This window comes from Ancylobacter sp. WKF20, assembly GCF_029760895.1.
In the GTDB taxonomy this organism is placed as follows: domain Bacteria; phylum Pseudomonadota; class Alphaproteobacteria; order Rhizobiales; family Xanthobacteraceae; genus Ancylobacter.
Genome location: NZ_CP121679.1, coordinates 3,698,115 through 3,715,030, shown reverse-complemented (window position 1 = coordinate 3,715,030; position 16,916 = coordinate 3,698,115). Strand labels below are relative to the sequence as shown.

At 68.8% G+C, this 16,916-nt stretch carries 17 protein-coding genes; 11 read left to right on the top strand and 6 right to left on the bottom strand.

Annotation, left to right across the window (positions count from 1 at the left end):
• Positions 1 to 689: 689 nt before the first annotated feature.
• Positions 690 to 854, top strand: a complete 165-nt coding sequence (locus AncyloWKF20_RS17155; protein ID WP_267584301.1) for a DUF3096 domain-containing protein — start codon at positions 690 to 692, stop codon at positions 852 to 854.
• A 68-nt stretch (positions 855 to 922) separates the two neighbouring features.
• Here AncyloWKF20_RS17155 and AncyloWKF20_RS17150 read toward each other — a convergent pair whose 3' ends face one another.
• Positions 923 to 1,315: a DoxX family protein gene (locus tag AncyloWKF20_RS17150; protein WP_279315186.1), complete on the bottom strand. Its 393-nt coding sequence runs from the start codon at positions 1,313 to 1,315 to the stop codon at positions 923 to 925.
• 294 nt (positions 1,316 to 1,609) lie between these two features.
• Between AncyloWKF20_RS17150 and ppdK the strand changes: the two genes are divergently transcribed.
• The 4 genes from ppdK (at position 1,610) to AncyloWKF20_RS17130 (ending at position 5,926) form a co-directional block, all read left to right on the top strand.
• Positions 1,610 to 4,288, top strand: a complete 2,679-nt coding sequence (gene ppdK / locus AncyloWKF20_RS17145; RefSeq protein ID WP_279315185.1) for a pyruvate, phosphate dikinase — start codon at positions 1,610 to 1,612, stop codon at positions 4,286 to 4,288.
• A 132-nt stretch (positions 4,289 to 4,420) separates the two neighbouring features.
• The gene (locus tag AncyloWKF20_RS17140) at positions 4,421 to 4,849 is read left to right on the top strand and encodes a MerR family transcriptional regulator (RefSeq protein ID WP_279315184.1); all 429 of its coding nucleotides are present in this window, start codon (positions 4,421 to 4,423) and stop codon (positions 4,847 to 4,849) included.
• On the top strand, positions 4,785 to 5,198 hold the full coding sequence (locus AncyloWKF20_RS17135; protein WP_279318012.1) for a carboxymuconolactone decarboxylase family protein: 414 nt from the start codon (positions 4,785 to 4,787) through the stop codon (positions 5,196 to 5,198). The genes AncyloWKF20_RS17140 and AncyloWKF20_RS17135 overlap by 65 nt, the downstream gene beginning before the upstream one ends.
• Positions 5,199 to 5,371: 173 nt before the next feature.
• The gene (locus AncyloWKF20_RS17130; protein WP_279315183.1) at positions 5,372 to 5,926 is read left to right on the top strand and encodes a cysteine hydrolase family protein; all 555 of its coding nucleotides are present in this window, start codon (positions 5,372 to 5,374) and stop codon (positions 5,924 to 5,926) included.
• A 2-nt stretch (positions 5,927 to 5,928) separates the two neighbouring features.
• Here AncyloWKF20_RS17130 and AncyloWKF20_RS17125 read toward each other — a convergent pair whose 3' ends face one another.
• The 4 genes from AncyloWKF20_RS17125 to AncyloWKF20_RS17110 form a co-directional block, all read right to left on the bottom strand.
• Entirely contained in the window at positions 5,929 to 6,210 is a 282-nt protein-coding gene (locus tag AncyloWKF20_RS17125; RefSeq protein ID WP_279315182.1) for a type II toxin-antitoxin system RelE/ParE family toxin, read from the bottom strand.
• On the bottom strand, positions 6,200 to 6,445 hold the full coding sequence (locus tag AncyloWKF20_RS17120; protein WP_279315181.1) for a type II toxin-antitoxin system Phd/YefM family antitoxin: 246 nt from the start codon (positions 6,443 to 6,445) through the stop codon (positions 6,200 to 6,202). Before AncyloWKF20_RS17120 ends, AncyloWKF20_RS17125 begins: the two co-directional genes overlap by 11 nt.
• Positions 6,446 to 6,521: 76 nt before the next feature.
• Positions 6,522 to 9,266 (bottom strand): DNA mismatch repair protein MutS, encoded by a 2,745-nt coding sequence (gene mutS, locus AncyloWKF20_RS17115; protein WP_279315180.1) that lies wholly within the window; start codon positions 9,264 to 9,266, stop codon positions 6,522 to 6,524.
• Between the two features lie 89 nt (positions 9,267 to 9,355).
• Positions 9,356 to 9,859: an MmcB family DNA repair protein gene (locus tag AncyloWKF20_RS17110; protein WP_279315179.1), complete on the bottom strand. Its 504-nt coding sequence runs from the start codon at positions 9,857 to 9,859 to the stop codon at positions 9,356 to 9,358.
• A gap of 157 nt (positions 9,860 to 10,016) precedes the next feature.
• Between AncyloWKF20_RS17110 and AncyloWKF20_RS17105 the strand changes: the two genes are divergently transcribed.
• Complete coding sequence (locus AncyloWKF20_RS17105; RefSeq protein WP_279315178.1) at positions 10,017 to 10,622, top strand: chromate transporter; 606 nt, start codon at positions 10,017 to 10,019, stop codon at positions 10,620 to 10,622.
• Entirely contained in the window at positions 10,619 to 11,149 is a 531-nt protein-coding gene (locus AncyloWKF20_RS17100) for a chromate transporter (RefSeq protein WP_279315177.1), read from the top strand. Before AncyloWKF20_RS17105 ends, AncyloWKF20_RS17100 begins: the two co-directional genes overlap by 4 nt.
• A 5-nt stretch (positions 11,150 to 11,154) precedes the next feature.
• Here the strand turns inward: AncyloWKF20_RS17100 and AncyloWKF20_RS17095 are convergent, their stop codons facing one another.
• On the bottom strand, positions 11,155 to 12,612 hold the full coding sequence (locus tag AncyloWKF20_RS17095; protein ID WP_279315176.1) for an MATE family efflux transporter: 1,458 nt from the start codon (positions 12,610 to 12,612) through the stop codon (positions 11,155 to 11,157).
• A 229-nt stretch (positions 12,613 to 12,841) separates the two neighbouring features.
• Between AncyloWKF20_RS17095 and argB the strand changes: the two genes are divergently transcribed.
• The 4 genes from argB to dapE all read left to right on the top strand — a co-directional run bounded on the left by argB (position 12,842) and on the right by dapE (position 16,915).
• Positions 12,842 to 13,732, top strand: coding sequence for an acetylglutamate kinase (argB, locus tag AncyloWKF20_RS17090; RefSeq protein WP_279315175.1), 891 nt, complete (start codon positions 12,842 to 12,844; stop codon positions 13,730 to 13,732).
• Between the two features lie 171 nt (positions 13,733 to 13,903).
• Positions 13,904 to 14,620: a pyrimidine 5'-nucleotidase gene (locus tag AncyloWKF20_RS17085; RefSeq protein ID WP_279315174.1), complete on the top strand. Its 717-nt coding sequence runs from the start codon at positions 13,904 to 13,906 to the stop codon at positions 14,618 to 14,620.
• Between the two features lie 83 nt (positions 14,621 to 14,703).
• Complete coding sequence (gene dapD, locus AncyloWKF20_RS17080) at positions 14,704 to 15,546, top strand: 2,3,4,5-tetrahydropyridine-2,6-dicarboxylate N-succinyltransferase (RefSeq protein WP_279315173.1); 843 nt, start codon at positions 14,704 to 14,706, stop codon at positions 15,544 to 15,546.
• Positions 15,547 to 15,688: 142 nt separating this feature from the next.
• Positions 15,689 to 16,915 carry a succinyl-diaminopimelate desuccinylase gene (gene dapE / locus AncyloWKF20_RS17075; protein WP_279315172.1) on the top strand — a complete coding sequence of 409 codons (1,227 nt, stop codon included), beginning with the start codon at positions 15,689 to 15,691 and terminating at the stop codon, positions 16,913 to 16,915.
• Position 16,916 lies beyond the last annotated feature (1 nt).

Below are 16,916 nucleotides of genomic sequence, written 5' to 3'. Positions count from 1 at the left end.
CCCACGCGATCCCGGCTCTCCGGCTTCGCCTGCGGCCGGGATGACGGCGTGTGGGGATAGGCGCCTTGCCCGGCGCACCACCCCTGCCGGACCGGTGCCTCACCCTCAACGTCATCCCCAGACTTGATCCGGGGATCCACGACTAGGGTGGCGCATCGGAGGGAAGTCGTGGATGGCCGGGTCAAGCCCGGCCATGACGGCGTGTGGGATGAAGAGCGTCATGGGCGGGCGTCCTACTTCTCGCCACGTCATCCCTCTGGAAATCGTCATCCCGGAACGGCCGCAGGCCGTATCCGGGATCGCGTCCCGCTGTTCCCGCCCCACTCCCACGCGATCCCGGCTCTCCGGCTTCGCCTGCGGCCGGGATGACGGCGTGTGGGGATAGGCGCCTCGCCCGGCGCACCACCCCTGCCGGACCGGTGCCTCACCCTCAACGTCATCCCCGGACTTGATCCGGGGATCCACGACTAGGGTGGCGCATCGGAGGGAAGACGTGGATGGCCGAGCCAAGCCCGGCCAAGACGTTGCACGGAGAGGGTGAAGAACCCCGCCCGCGCATTACGCGAACGGTCTCTCTGCTAACGGTTCCCGCCGCTCACCACGTCATCCCCGGGCCAGACGTAAGCCCCCCATCACGGAACCATCCCAACCGCCGGCCGTTCTAGGGGGACCTCACAGGAGTACCCCTTATGGCCGTCAGCTTTGTCGCCCTTCAGCCGATCGTCGCGCTGATCGCGGGCATCCTCATTCTGGTGATGCCGCGCCTGCTCGCCTACATCGTCGCGGTCTACCTGATCTTCATCGGCGTCATGGGCCTGCTCGGCTCCGGCGGGCTGGAGCGGCTGGGCCTGTAAAACACGACGGCCCGGACCGGGCTTCCCCAAGCCGGTCCGGGCCCTACGTCAGAGATGGCCGGCGCGGATCACGCCTTGCCGAGCAGCTTGTCGACGCTCCACGGGCCGGGGCCGGCGAAGGTCAGGTAGAAGAACACGAAGCTGTAGAGCGCCGCGAGTTCGCCGCCATTGACGATGGGGTGGAAGGCCTGCGGCGCGTGGACGAGGAAATAGGCCACCGCCGTCAGGCCCGACAGGATGAAGGCGACGGGCCGGGAGAACAGGCCGATCAGCAGCAGCACGCCGCCGACCAGCTCGAAAATGCCGGCGATGCCGGGCAGGGAGGTGAGGCTGACACCCGTCATCTGCGTGGCGGGATAGCCCAGAATCTTGGTGGTGCCATGCTGCAGCAGCAGCAGGGCGGACGCGACGCGCAGCAGGCTGAGCACATGCGGCGCGAGTCGGTTCAGTGTTGCAATCATAGGATGCCCCTTGCGACGGATCGGTTTCCGGCCCGCACAGAGGTGCCCGATTGCCGACCCCGCGACAATACGTCCATTCGGTCACATTGTGGTGCGCTGCCGCTAGGGATGGTGCAGTGCAAATGATGGATTGAACGGGGCCCCTCAAACCGCTAGATCACTTTATGGGGAGCGGTTTTGCGCGGCGACGGCCGGGCGGACGAACCCTTTGACGGTGCTTAAATTTCGACTTCGGTTGAATGTCCACCACACGTTGAGGGCGCACCAGGTTGCGCCTCACCAAAGGACTCTGACATGACGAAATGGGTCTACACCTTCGGCGACGGCACCGCGGAAGGTACAGCGGAACTGCGCAATCTGCTGGGTGGCAAGGGCGCGAACCTTGCGGAAATGTCGAACCTCGGGCTGCCAGTGCCGCCCGGATTCACGATCTCGACCGAGGTCTGCACCTACTACTATTCTCACGGCAACAAGTACCCGGACGAACTCGCGTCCCAGGTCGAGGCAGCTCTCGGCCAGGTTGGCGCTCTCGCCAACCGCACCTTCGGCGATCCCGCCAACCCGCTTCTGGTCTCCGTGCGCTCGGGCGCCCGCGCCTCCATGCCAGGCATGATGGACACGGTGCTCAATCTCGGCCTCAACGACGTCACGGTCGAGGCGCTGGCGGCCTCCTCGGGCGATGCCCGTTTCGCCTATGACAGCTACCGCCGCTTCATCCAGATGTACTCGAATGTGGTGCTCGACTTCCCGCACCACCACTTCGAGGAAGTGCTGGACGGCTACAAGTCCGACCACGGCTACACCCTCGACACCGACCTCACCGCCGAGGACTGGAAGGACATCGTCGCGCGCTACAAGGCGCTGGTCGTGCACGAGCTCGGCCGACCCTTCCCGCAGGACGCGCATGACCAGCTGTGGGGCGCCATCGGGGCCGTGTTCGGCTCCTGGATGAACCAGCGCGCCATCGTCTATCGCCGCCTCCACCAGATCCCGGAGAGCTGGGGCACGGCGGTGAACGTGCAGGCCATGGTGTTCGGCAATATGGGCGAGACCTCCGCCACCGGCGTCGCCTTCACCCGCAACCCCTCCACCGGCGAGAACGCGCTCTATGGCGAGTTCCTGATCAACGCGCAGGGCGAGGACGTGGTGGCGGGCATCCGCACGCCGCAGAACATCACCGAGGTCGCGCGCATCGAGGCCGGCTCCGACAAGCCCTCCATGGAGAAGGCGCTGCCGGAGGTCTACACCGAATTCACCCGCATCGCCGGTGTGCTGGAAAGCCATTACCGCGACATGCAGGACCTCGAATTCACGGTGGAGCGCGGCAAGCTGTGGATGCTGCAGACCCGCTCGGGCAAGCGCACCGCGAAAGCCTCGCTGCGCATCGCGGTCGAGCTCGCCAATGACGGCGTGATCACCCGCGAGGAAGCCATCGCCCGCGTCGACCCCGCCGCGCTCGACCAGCTGCTGCACCCGATGCTCGACCCCAAGGCCGACAAGAAGATCATCGGTTCCGGCCTGCCGGCCTCGCCCGGCGCCGCCTCGGGCGAGATCGTGTTCTCGGCCGACGAGGCGGAGCTGCTGAAGACGCAAGGCCGCAAGGTCATCCTGGTCCGCATCGAGACCTCGCCGGAAGACATCCACGGGATGCACGCCGCGCAGGGCATCCTCACCACGCGCGGCGGCATGACCTCCCACGCGGCGGTGGTCGCGCGCGGCATGGGCAAGCCCTGCGTCTGCGGCGCCGGCACCATCCGCGTCGACTATGCGGCGGGCACGCTGACCTCGGGCGGGGTGACGCTGAAGAAGGGCGACATCCTCACCCTCGACGGCGGCACCGGCCAGGTGATCGCCGGCGCCGTGCCCACCCTCCAGCCGGAGCTGTCCGGCGAGTTCGCCACCCTCATGGGCTGGGCGGACGGGGTGCGCCGGCTCAAGGTGCGGGCCAATGCGGAAACCCCGCTGGACGCGCGCACCGCGAAGAATTTCGGCGCCGAGGGCATCGGCCTCTCGCGCACCGAGCACATGTTCTTCGAGGGCGACCGCATCCGTTCCGTGCGCGAAATGATCCTGGCCGATGACGAGAAGGGCCGCCGCGCCGCGCTCGCCAAGCTGCTCGCCGCGCAGCGTTCGGACTTCCAGGAGCTGTTCGAGATCATGGACGGCCTGCCGGTCACGATCCGCCTGCTCGACCCGCCGCTGCACGAATTCCTGCCGCATACCGACGCGGAAATCGCCGAGGTCGCGGAAGGGCTCGGGGTGAGCGCCGCCAAGCTCGCCGCCCGCAAGCGCGAGTTCGACGAGTTCAACCCGATGCTCGGCTTCCGCGGCTGCCGCCTCGCCATCGCCTTCCCGGAGATCGCGGAAATGCAGGCCCGCGCCATCTTCGAGGCCGCCGTGGCGGCGCAGAAGAGCACCGGCAAGCCGGTGGTGCCGGAAATCATGGTGCCGCTCATCACCGGCAAGCGCGAGTTCGACCTGGTCAAGGAGGTGATCGACGCCGCCGCCAAGACCGTCGAGCAGGAGACCGGCGACACGATCGAGTACCAGGTCGGTACGATGATCGAGCTGCCGCGCGCGGCGCTGAAGGCGGGCGAGATCGCGGAGACGGCGGAGTTCTTCTCCTACGGCACCAATGATCTCACCCAGACCGTCTACGGCATCTCGCGCGACGACGCCGGCACGTTCCTCGGCACCTACATCGCCAAGGGCATCTTCGAGGTCGACCCCTTCGTGTCGATCGACCAGGACGGCGTCGGCGAGATGGTGAAGATCGCCACCGAGCGCGGCCGCGCGGTGCGCCCGAACCTCAAGCTCGGCATTTGCGGCGAGCATGGCGGCGACCCCGCCTCGGTCGCCTTCTGCGAGGAAGTCGGGCTCGACTACGTGTCCTGCTCGCCCTTCCGCGTGCCGATCGCCCGGCTGGCCGCCGCGCAGGCCGCGCTGAAGAGCAAGGTCGCCTCGCAGGCGTGACCTGACCGGCGATAACATTGTCGCGGCCGGCCCGGCCGGCCGCGACAGACACCTGCGTGAAAGACAGTCCCGCTTGACTTCGAGCGCGCTCGAACCCCTAGCCTCGGCTGCGTCGTGGCGAAAAGGGCGATCATGAAGATCGGGGAACTGGCCAAGCTATCGGGATTATCGGTCCACACCATCCGCTATTACGAGCGGATCGGACTGCTGCCCTATGCGGACCGGAACCGTTCGAGCCAGCGCGATTACGATGCCTCCATCCTGACGTGGATCGCCTTTCTCGGTCGCCTGAAAACGATCGGAATGCCGATCCGCGACATGCTGCGCTACGCAGCCTTGCGGGAAGCCGGGGTCGCAACCGAAGCCGAGCGACGCGCGCTATTGGTGCAGCACCGCGAGCGCGTGGCGCTTCATCTGGCCGAGCTTCAGGACTGCCTTCTCGTCCTCGACACCAAGATCGCCGGCTATGCCGGTCTGGAGCAGAGGATTCGGGATGATGACGCAACACAATTGCAGCGCAGACGACAGCCGGCTGGAGCGCGGGCGGCGCGCCCTCGCTGAGATCGACGGTGAGGCGGGCGAAAAGGTCGTCGCCGCCCTCGCCGACATCGCCCCGGATTTCGCCACCTATCTGCTCGAGTTCCCCTTCGGCGACATTTATTGCCGCCCCGGTCTCGATCTGCGCGCGCGGGAAATCGCGACGATCGCCGCGCTGACCGCGCTCGGCAACGCCGCCCCGCAGTTGAAGGTCCATATCGCCGCCGGGCTGAATGTCGGCCTGACCCGCAATGAGATCACCGAGATCATCATGCAGATGGCGGTCTATGCCGGCTTCCCCGCGGCACTCAACGGACTGTTTGCCGCCAAGGAGGTCTTCGCGCCGCAAAGCGCCGCAGAATCGGGGGCATAGCCCTCCAGCGCCGCGAGAGCCGGCCTCCCGACCGTCGCGCAGAAGACCGGAATCGCCGCCCGATCACGCGATCCCGGACTGGGCCTGCGGGCCGTCCGGGATGACAGTTGACTGCCAGATGGCCGGGCTGACGCCCGGCCATTTTGCGTTACCATCGCGCAGGGAGGACCGCCATGCTGCCAGCCAATGCGGCGCTGATCGTGATCGACCTGCAAAAGGCCATCGACCATCCCAAATGGGCGGCGCAGGGCCCGCGCAACAACCCGCAGGCCGAGGCGACCGTCGCGCGGCTGCTCGCGGCCTGGCGCGCGGGGGACCGGCCCGTGTTCCATGTGCGCCATGAATCGACCGAGCCCGGCTCGACCTATGCCCCGGACGGGCCGGGCAGCCCGTTCAAGCCCGAGGCGACGCCGCTGCCGGGCGAGCCGGTGATCGCCAAGAACGTCAACAGCGCCTTCATCGGCACCGATCTGGAGGCCCGGCTGCGCGCGGACGGCATCGGCACGCTGGTAATCTGCGGCGTCATCACCAACAATTCGGTCGAAGCCACCGTGCGCATGGCCGGCAATCTCGGCTTCGACGTGCATCTGGTAGAAGACGCCTGCTTCACCTTCGCCCGCCGCGACCACGCCGGCACGCTGCGCAGCGCCGCCGAGGTCCACGCCATGTCGCTGGCCAACATGGACGGCGAATATTGCCGCGTGGTGCGGGCGGCTGAAGTGATCTGACCCTATCGCTGGCGCGCCGCCTCATAGACGTCGCCACGCTCGCGTTTGCCGACTGCGACGACCACTACGGTGATCCGCGCCTCCTCCACCCGGTAGACCAGGCGATAGCCAGCGGCCCGCAGCTTGATCTTGTAGTGGTCTGGCATCCCGCTGAGGGCATCGGCCGGCACGCGCGGGCGGATCAGCCGTTCCGCCAGCTTCTTCTTGAACTGCTGGCGCAGCGTGGCGCCGAGCTTGTCCCATTCCTTGCGGGCGGAGGGCAGGAATTCGAGCTCATAGCTCATCAAGGCGGACCGGCACGCCACGCTCGCCGGCGCGGGCCTTGGCGATCTCCACCAGAGCGCGGTCGTCCAGCGCGTCGATCATCGCCTCATAGGTGGCGGCCGGCACCATATAGGCCATGACGCGGTTATGGTTCAGCACCGCCACCGCCGCGCCGCGGGCATCCTCGACAATGGCGGTCGGGTTCTTCTTGAGGTCGGAGACGCTCACCGCCATCTCGGCTTCGACACGCTGCATGGCGGCTTCCTACGATCCAGAACAGTGCTTTATTCGGGTCTGAATATAGGTCTTCACCCGCCAAACGCAAAGGCCACTACCCGCCCTTCGCCGCCGCCTTCAGCCGGTACAGCGCTTCCAGCGCCTCGCGCGGGGTCATCTCGTTGGGGTCGAGCGCGCCGAGCTGGGCTTTGACCGCCTCGGCCACTGGGTCCGCCTTGGTGGCCGGTGACACCGGCGCGGGCGGCGGGGCGCGGTTGAGGGCCGCAAAGAGCGGGAGATCATCGAGAATGCGCTGGGTTGGGGCGGCGCGGTCGGCGCTTTCCAGCTCGGTGAGCACGGCGCGTGCGCGCTCGACCACGGCGTGCGGCAGGCCGGCGAGCTTGGCGACCTGAATGCCGTAGGAGCGGTCCGCCGCGCCGGGCACCACCTCATGCAGGAAGATCACCTCGCCCTCCCACTCCTTCACCTTCACCGTCGCATTGACGAGGCGGGCAAGGCGCTGCGACAGCGCGGTCAGCTCATGGAAATGGGTGGCGAACAGGCCCCGGCAGCGATTGCTCTCATGCAGATGCTCGAGGCTCGCCCAGGCGATGGACAGGCCGTCAAAGGTCGCCGTGCCGCGCCCGATCTCGTCGAGAATGACGAGCGAGCGCTCGGTCGCCTGGTTGAGGATGGCGGCGGTCTCGACCATCTCAACCATGAAGGTCGAGCGCCCGCGCGCCAGATCATCGGCCGCGCCGACGCGGGAGAACAGCCGGTCGACCACGCCGATGCGCGCCATCGTCGCCGGCACGAAGGCGCCGGCCTGCGCGAGAATGGCGATCAGCGCGTTCTGCCGCAGGAAGGTCGATTTACCCGCCATGTTCGGGCCGGTGACCAGCCAGATGCGCCCGGCCCGCGCCCGCTCCGGCGGGGAGAGGTCGCAATCATTGGCAACGAAGGGCCCGCCATCCCGGCGCAGCGCCTGCTCCACCACCGGATGGCGCCCGCCCTCGATGCGGAAATCGAGCCCGTCATCGACCTCGGGCCGCACATGGCCCTCATCCACCGCCAGCTTGGCGAGGCCGGCGGTGACGTCGATCACGGCGAGCGCCTCGGCGCAGGCGCGGATGGCGTCGGCCTTTTCCAGAATGGCGGCCGCCAGTTCGTCGAACAGGCGCTGCTCCAGCGCAAGCGCCCGGTCGCCGGCGCTGGAGATCTTCGCCTCCAGCTCGGCCAGCTCGGTGGAGGTGAAGCGCATCGCCCCGGCCATGGTCTGGCGGTGCATGAAGATGGCGTCGAAGGGCGGCTCGCGCAGCTTGTCGGCGTTCTGCTGGCTGACCTCGACATAATAACCGAGCACCGCATTGTGCCGGATCTTCAGCGCCCGCACGCCGGTTTCCTCGACATAGCGGCGCTCAAGGGCGGCGACCACGCGCCGGCTCTCATCGCGCAGCGCGCGGGTGGCGTCGAGGTCCTCGGCATAGCCCGGCCGGATGAAGCCGCCATCGCGCCGATTGAGCGGCAGTTCGTCGTCGAGCGCGCTTTGCAGCGTCGCCGCGAGTGACGGATCAATGCCGGCCAGCACGCCGGCGGCCTGCGCGAGTTCGAGCGGGGCGGGCGAGGCGGCGATCAGCTCGGCCATCGCGGCGCCTTCCATGAGACCGCGCCCGATGGCGGCGAGGTCACGGGGCCCTGAACGGCCCAGCGCCACGCGCGAGAGGGCGCGGGCAAGGTCCGGCGCACCGGCGAGGCGCGCGCGCAGGGCGGCGCGCAAGCTGGTCTCATTGGCCAGATGCTCCACCGCATCGAACCGATCGGCCACCCGTTTCGGGTCGGTCAACGGCTCGGCGAGGCGCCGCCCGAGCAGGCGCGCACCAGCGGAGGTGACGGTGCGGTCGATGGCGGCGCAGAGGCTCCCGGCGCGGTCGCCGGTGGTGGTGCGCAGGATCTCAAGATTGGCCCGCGTCGCCGGGTCGATGACCATGACGTCGGCCGAGGATTCCCGGCGGGGCCGGTTCAGCGGCGGGCGGGCGCCGAGCTGGGTGCGCTCGATATAGGCGACCACGGCGCCGGCGGCGGCGAGCTCGGCACGGGTGAAAACGCCAAAGGAATCAAGGGTCGCCACTTGGAAGAAACCGGCGATGCGGCGCTCGGCGCTCGTCCCGTCGAAGCTGTCCTTGGGCAGCGGCGTGACGGCGGGGAGCGTGCGCCAGATCGGCCGGAAAGCCGGCTCGTCATAGATCGCGTCCGGCACCAGAAGCTCGGCCGGCTCGATGCGGGCGAGGTCGGCGGAAAGGCGCAGCGCGTCGGTCTCGGCGACGCGGAACGAGCCGGTGGAGATGTCGGCAAAGGCCAGCGCATAGGCATAGCCGTCCTCGCCCTCGCCGCTCTTCACCCGCGCCAGCGCCGCCAGCACATTCTCGCGCCGCGCATCGAGCAGCGCGTCCTCGGTCAGCGTGCCGGGCGTCACGAGGCGGATAACGTCCCGTTTTACCACGCTTTTCGGGCCGCGCTTCTTCGCCTCGGCGGGATCTTCCACCTGCTCGCAGACGGCGACGCGGTAGCCGGCGACAATGAGCTTGTTGAGATATTCCTCGGCGCGCTCGACCGGCACGCCGCACATCGGAATGTCCTCGCCCTGATGCTTGCCGCGCTTGGTCAGCACGATGCCGAGCGCCCGCGAGGCATGCTCGGCATCCTCGAAGAACAGCTCGTAGAAATCGCCCATCCGGTAGAACAGCAGGCTGCCGGGATTGGCGGTCTTGATCTCGATGTACTGCGCCATCATCGGCGTCACCCGCGCCTCCACGGCGGCGGCGGGCGTCTCGTCGGCGGCGGTCGGAAGGGGAGCGTTCATGGCTTGACGCTGGCAGAGGCAGGGGGCGGCTTTCAAGCCACGCCGGCCTGGTGGGGCCGCTTATCCCCTCCTAGGTGAGCCGCCCGGCCTCACAGCTCGATGCCGCGCAGCGCCTCCGGGTCCATCAGCCCCATCAGCCGCCCGGCGGCGGTGCGGGCGAGGCGGAGCGTCAGCGCCTTGCGGGTGGCGGCGGGTAAAGGATGCGCGGGCGCCTCGCGCACGAGGCCGGCGCCGAACTGGTCGGCCAGCATCACCCCGGCATCCTCGGGGAGGATCTCGACCGGGAAATCCGGCCCGACGGCGAAGAACAGCCGGTCGCAATAGAGCCGGTACTCCGCCCATTTGCGGTCGGTGCGGAAGTCCATCACCGAGGACTTGATCTCGATCACCCAGACCTCGCCGCGCGAATCAATGGCGGCAATGTCGGCCCGGCGGCCGGAGGCGAGGACGAATTCCGGCAGCCCCACCAGCCCGCGAGCCGCGAGATAGCGCAGCGCCCCGCGCTGGATGGCGCGCGCGGCTTCCGATTGCCGCCCGTCCACCGGCAGGGCGAGGGCCTCGCCCCCACGCGTATCGCCGCGCATCTCGCTCATGGCGTGTACCCTATCCGTTCTCATGGCGCGATGGGAAGTGGGATGCCGGAGCCAGCCTCACCCAAGCCGCCCAACCATGCCGCGAAAACATCGCGGGCGCGGCTTATGCGCCGGGGGCGACTCGTCTATAGCGGGCGGGCTCACACGGGCTTGCGCCATGACCGAACGGCCCCTCCCCGCCTTCTCGACCGATGCGGCCACGCCCGGCATCCCGGAGCGCCCGAGCCCGAGCTGCGCGGCGCTGTTCCTCGGCTTCCTGTCGGTCGCGGTGGTGGCCTTTGGCGGCGTGCTGCCCATCGCCCGCCGGGCGCTGGTCGAACGCCATGGCTGGCTCACGGCGGACGAGTTCACCGAACTGGTCGGGCTCTCGCAGTTCCTGCCGGGGCCGAACATCATCAATCTGTCGGTCATTGTCGGCGCGCGCTTTCGCGGCGTGCCGGGCGCGATCTCGGCCTTTCTCGGCCTCACGGCGGTGCCGGCCATCGGCGTCGTGCTCGCCGGCATGCTGTTCACCCGCTACGCCGATGTGTCGGCGGTCTCCGACATGCTGGCCGGCCTTGCCGCCGCTGCCGCCGGGCTGGTGCTGGCCATGGCCGCGCGCATGGCCGAGCCGCTGTGGGGGCGCCCGCGCCTGCACCCCCTCCTCATCGCGCTGCTCGCCTTTGCCGGCATCCTCGCGACGCCGCTGTCGCTGCCGGTGATGATGCTGGTGCTCGCGCCGCTGTCGATCCTGCTCTCCTGGTGGGCGGAGCGGCGGGCATGAACGACAGCAACCCTTTGGGCGCGCTGGCGCTGCACTTCCTCATCATCTCGCTCTTCGCCATTGGCGGGGCGAACAGCGTGCTGCCGGAGATCCACCGGCAGGTCGTGGACATCGCCGGCTGGATGACCGACGCGCAATTCGCCCAGACCTTCGCCATCGCGCAGGCCGCGCCCGGCCCGAACATGCTGGTAGTGACGCTGATCGGCTGGCATGTCGCGGGCATCTGGGGCGCGCTTGTGGCAACGCTCGCCATGTGCGGGCCGACCTGCGTGCTCGCCTATGTGGTGGGCGGGGCCTGGCACCGCTTCCGCGAGGCGCATTGGCGCCGCGTGGTACAGGGCGGGCTGATGCCGCTGACCATCGGCCTCATCGCCGCCTCCGGCGTGCTGCTGAGCGACGGCGCCGCCCGCACGCCCGCTACCGCCGCCTTCACCCTCATCGCCGCGCTGGTGCTGTTCTTCACCCGCCTGAGCCCGCTCTGGATGCTCGCCGCCGGCGGCGCTCTGGGCGCGCTCGGGGTGATCTGAACGGCTTACTCCGGCAGTGGCGCAGTCTCGATGGCGGCGGCGTCCTCGCCGCGCGAGAAGGCGGGGAGTTGCGCGCCGGTGAGCGGCGCGGGCGGGGCCGGCGGCGGGGCGTTGCTGGCGCCGAGCCGGCGGACCACGGCGAAGGCGCAGATCAGCGCGGCGACGCCGAAGGCGACCGAACCCGCCGCCTGCCCGCCGATCACCCCTTCCGCGCCATACCAGCGCCCGCCGAGCCAGACGAAAGGCATGGTGCCCAGCGTCGCCCGGCCCCAGTTGAACAGGGTTGAGAGCAGCGGGGCGCCGAGATTATTGAAAGCGGCATTGGCGACGAACAGCGCGCCCATGAAGATGAAGCTGCCGGCGGCGTAGAGGCAGAAGAACTCGACCAGCCGCACGCCCTCATCCGACAGGCCGAACACGCTGGCGAGCGGCTGGCGGGCCAGCGCCAGCACCAGCCAGACCAGCGCCACATAGACGAGGATCAGCACCAAGCTGTCGCGCACCGCCTGCCGTACCCGGTCATAGCGCAGCGCGCCGACATTCTGGCCGATCACCGGGCCGATGGCGCCGGTGAGGGCGAAGATCGGCCCGAAGGCGACCGGGATCAACCGCCCGATCACCGCCCAGGCCGCCACCGCCGCATCGCCATGCGGGGCGAGGGCGAAGGTGACATAGGCGTTGCCGACGGGAGTGGCGATATTGGTCAGGATCGCCGGCACGGCGATGGCCGAGAGCGGGCCGACATCGCGCAGGAAGGCGGCAAGGCGCGGGCGCTCGGCGAGGCCATGGACCTTCGCCACGGCGTAGAGCCCGTAGCCCGCCATGACGAGGCGCGCGAGCACCGAGGCGATCGCCGCGCCCTCCACACCGAGGCCGAGAGCGAGAATAAGCAGCGGGTCGAGCACGGCGGTGGCGATGCCGCCGGACAGCGTGACCCACATGGAACGGCGCGCATCGCCCACGCCGCGCAGCGTGCCGGACGCGGCCATGCCGATGCCCAGCAGCGGGGTCGAGGGCAGCACGATCAGCAGGAAGTCGCGGGCGAGTTCCTGCGTGCGGCCGGTGGCGCCGAGCAGGCCGAGCATGGGAGAGAGCAGCGGCAGCATCAGTGCCGTCATCGCCACGGTGGCGAGCGTCATATAGACGAAGGCGGAGGTGGAGAGCCGCCGGCCTTCCTGTGGGTCGCCGCTGCCCACCGCGCGCGAGACCAGCGCCGAGCCGGCGATCATCACCCCGATGGCGACCGAGGTGGTGAAGAACATCACCGTGCCGGCATAGCCGATGGCCGCCGCCAGCTCCTCCTCGCCGAGCAGCGAGATGTAGAACAGGTTCAAAAGGTCGACGACGAACACCGCCACGAGGCCGATCGAGCCGGTGGCGGTCATCACCGCCACATGCCGCATGGTCGAGCCTTCGACGAAACGGGCCTTGATCGGGCGGGAGGAACGGGCGGGTTTACTCATGACATCTCGCTGTTGCCGGCCATCTATGCCACGGCGCGGCCGCCTCCAGATAGGCGATGGCACGCAACCGTGCGATTGCGGCATTGCCGGGCCGCGCGCGCCTGCGGCGCCAGCGCGAAGACGCGCGGCGTGGCGATTGAGAAGCGTCATCGAAATCGGCTAGAAGGGCTCGCCTTCACGCCCCGTGGGCTTCAGGCCCTGCCGTCGCCCGCCCGCACTGGAATCCGCCATGACCGACATCACCGACGACCACGCCAAGGCCCGCGTCCTCGTCCAGGCGCTGCCGCACATGCAGCGCTATGACGACGCCATCATCGTCGTGAAGTATGGCGGCCACGCCATGGGCGACGAGCAGGTGGCACGCGACTTCGCGCAGGATATCGTCCTGCTCGAACAGTCGGGCGTGAACCCGGTGGTGGTGCATGGCGGCGGGCCGCAGATCGGCGCCATGCTGGCCAAGCTCGGCATCAAGTCGGAATTCGCCGCCGGGCTGCGCATCACCGACAAGGCCACCGTCGAGATCGTCGAGATGGTGCTGGCCGGCTCGATCAACAAATCGCTGGTGGGCTTCATCAACGAGGCCGGCGGCAAGGCGCTGGGCCTGACCGGCAAGGACGGCAACATGGTGCGCGCGACCAAGGTCACGCGCTCGGTGCGCGATCCCGATTCCAATATCGAGCATGAGATCGACCTCGGCTTTGTCGGCGAACCTTCCGCCGTCGACACCACCGTGCTCGACCAGATCCTCGGCCGGGAGCTGATCCCGGTGCTCGCCCCCGTCGCCACCGGCCTCGAGGGCGGCACGTTCAACGTCAATGCCGACACCTTCGCTGGCGCCATCGCCGGCGCGCTCGGCGCCAAGCGGCTGCTGCTGCTGACCGACGTGCCCGGCGTGCTCGACCGCGACAAGCAACTCATCAAGGAGCTGACCATCGCCCAGGCCCGCGCGCTCATCGCCGACGGCACGATTTCCGGCGGCATGATCCCGAAGGTCGAGACCTGCATCTACGCGCTGGAGCAGGGCGTGGAAGGGGTGGTGATCCTCGACGGCAAGGTGCCGCATTCGGTGCTGCTGGAGCTGCTCACCGACCACGGCGCCGGCACGCTGATCACGCGCTGAGGCGGGTGTCTCCCGCCACGCTGCACGTCTTCCCCGGGCTTGGCCCGGGGATCCACGTCTTCGGGGGCATAATCAAGTCGTGGATGGCCGGGTCAAGCCCGGCCATGACGATGCCTTGAGGCGAACCTTTGCCCCTCGCCGCGCCGGCCGCTCTTCGCTATGGATGGCGCCATGACCACGTCCTTCCGCACCGACTCCCCCGCGCGCGTCGATTTCGCCCATGTCGAGACCTGGGTGTTCGACCTCGACAACACGCTCTACCCGCCCGGGCTCGACCTGTGGCGGCAGATCGACATGCGCATGCGCAGCTACATCGCCGATTATCTCGGCCTGTCGCTGGACGACGCCTTCGCGCTGCAAAAGGGCTATTACCGCAAATACGGCACCTCGCTGCGCGGGCTGATGATCGAGCACGGCATGGACCCGGACCCGTTCCTCGCCAACGCCCACAAGATCGACCTGTCCTCCCTCGACCCCGCACCTGAGCTTGGCGAAGCACTCGGCGCGCTGCCCGGCCGCAAGCTGGTCTACACCAATGGCTCGCGCGGCCATGCCGAGCAGATCCTCAACAAGCTCGCCATTTCCGAGCACTTCGCCGATGTGCACGACATCGTTGCCGCCGAATTCCACCCCAAGCCGCAGGAGACCGCCTATCGCGGCTTCCTCGCCCGCTTCGGCGTGGACCCGGCCAAGGCGGCGATGTTCGAGGATCTCGCGCGCAACCTCGAAGTGCCCGCCCAGCTCGGCATGCGCACCGTGCTGGTGGTGCCGCCGGGCGAAGCCGTGAGCCCCGCCGACCGCGAGGCGTGGGAGCATGAAGGCCGCGACGGCGACCATATCGACGTGGTGACGGACGACCTGACCGCCTTCCTGCGCTCGCTCGCCTGAGGCGGGCGCCCGCCTTACCGCACTCTGCCGTTGACAGAAACCCGCCGCGACCGGACAAGACGGCCGCGAACAGGGAGAGCCAGATGTCGAGCCAGCTTCAGAGCATCATCGAGACCGCCTTCGAGAACCGCGCCGAGGTCAATTTCGAGACCGGCGGCGAGATTCGCGCGGCCGTGAACGAGGCGCTGGGCCTGCTCGACGCCGGCAAGGCCCGCGTCGCCGAACAGGGCGCCAATGGCGACTGGACGGTGAACCAGTGGCTGAAGAAGGCGGTACTGCTCTCCTTCCGCCTCAACGACATGAGCGTCATTCCCGGCGGCCCCGGCCAGGCCGTATGGTGGGACAAGGTGCCCTCCAAGTTCGAGGGCTGGGGCGAGAGCGAATTCCGCGCGGCGGGCTTCCGCGCCGTGCCGGGCGCCATCGTGCGCCGCTCGGCCTTCATCGCGCCGAACGTCGTGCTCATGCCCTCCTTCGTCAATCTCGGCGCCCGCGTCGATTCCAACTCCATGGTCGACACCTGGGCGACGGTCGGCTCCTGCGCGCAGATCGGCAAGAATGTGCATCTGTCGGGCGGCGTCGGCATTGGTGGCGTGCTCGAGCCGCTGCAGGCCGGCCCGGTCATCATCGAGGATGACTGCTTCATCGGCGCGCGCTCGGAAGTGGTGGAAGGCGTGATCGTGCGCCGGGGCTCGGTGCTCTCCATGGGCGTGTTCATCTCCGCCACCACCAAGATCGTCGACCGCGCCACCGGCGCGGTCTTCGTCGGCGAGGTGCCGCCCTATTCCGTCGTGGTGCCCGGCTCGCTGCCCGGCAAGCCGCTGCCGAACGGCCAGCCCGGCCCCTCGCTCTACTGCGCGGTGATCGTCAAGCGCGTCGACGAGCAGACCCGCTCCAAGACCTCGATCAACGACCTGCTGCGCGATTGAGCGGCCCGGGGCACCGCTTGACCGTCATCCCGGCCGAAGCGTAGCGAAGAGCCGGGATCGTTCGCGACAGGCGGCGACGCTGCCGGGACGCGATCCCGGATCGGCCTTCGGCCGTCCGGGATGACGAGGAGAGGACACGAGCATGGCGACCACCCCGAATGGGCACTCCGAGCCGGTCCTCCACCCCCCCGCTGACCCCGTCGAGATCCTGCGCACCCTTATCCGTTGCCCGTCGGTCACCCCGGCGGAAGGCGGCGCGCTGGCCTATCTCGACGCGCTGCTCAGCGGCGCCGGCTTCGCCACGCACCGGGTGAAGCTCACCGCGCCCGACACGCCGGACATCGAGAATCTCTATGCCCGCTTCGGCACGCGCGGGCCCAATCTGTGCTTTGCCGGTCATACCGACGTGGTGCCGCCCGGTGATCCCCAGCAGTGGCGTTTCCCGCCCTTCGAGGGCGCGATCCATGACGGACTGATCTATGGCCGCGGCGCGGTGGACATGAAGGGCGGTGTCGCCGCCTTCATCGCCGCCGGGCTCGATTTCGCCCGCGCCCATGGCAATGACCCCGACAATCCCGCGCTGCCTGGCTCGATCTCCTTCCTGCTCACCGGCGATGAGGAAGGCCCGGCGATCAACGGCACGGCAAAGCTGCTGCGCTGGCTCGCCGACCGCGACGAGCGGCTCGACCATTGCGTGCTGGGCGAGCCCTCCTCGCGCGCCGTGCTCGGCGACATGGTGAAGATCGGCCGGCGCGGCTCGCTTTCCTGCACCCTTACCGTCCATGGCAAGCAGGGCCATGTCGGCTACCCGCATCTCGCCGATAACCCCATTCCCGGCCTCATCACCCTGCTCGGCGCGCTGATCGCCGAGCCGCTCGATGGCGGCAACGCGCATTTCCAGGCGTCGAACCTCGAAATCGTCTCGGTCGATGTCGGCAACCCCGCCTTCAACGTCATCCCGGCGCAGGCGCAGGGACGGTTCAATATCCGCTTCAACGATCTCTGGACGCCGCAGACGCTGCAGGCCGAGATCGAGCGGCGGCTGACCCGCGCTGCCGGCAACAGCGTGCGCTGGAGCGCGGCCTTCGAGTTCCGCTCGTCCGACAGCTTCCTCACCGCGCCCGGCCCCTTCGTCGATCTGGTGGTCGAATCGATTGCGCAGACCACCGGTCAGCGGCCCGAGCTTTCCACCACCGGCGGCACCTCGGATGCGCGCTTCATCAAGGATTATTGCCCGGTGATCGAGTTCGGCCTCGTCGGCACCACCATGCACGCGGTGGACGAGGCGACGCCGGTGGACGAGGTGGCGGCGCTGACGCGCGTCTATGCCGGCATCATCGCCCGCTATTTCGCCGCGCTCGGCCGCTGAG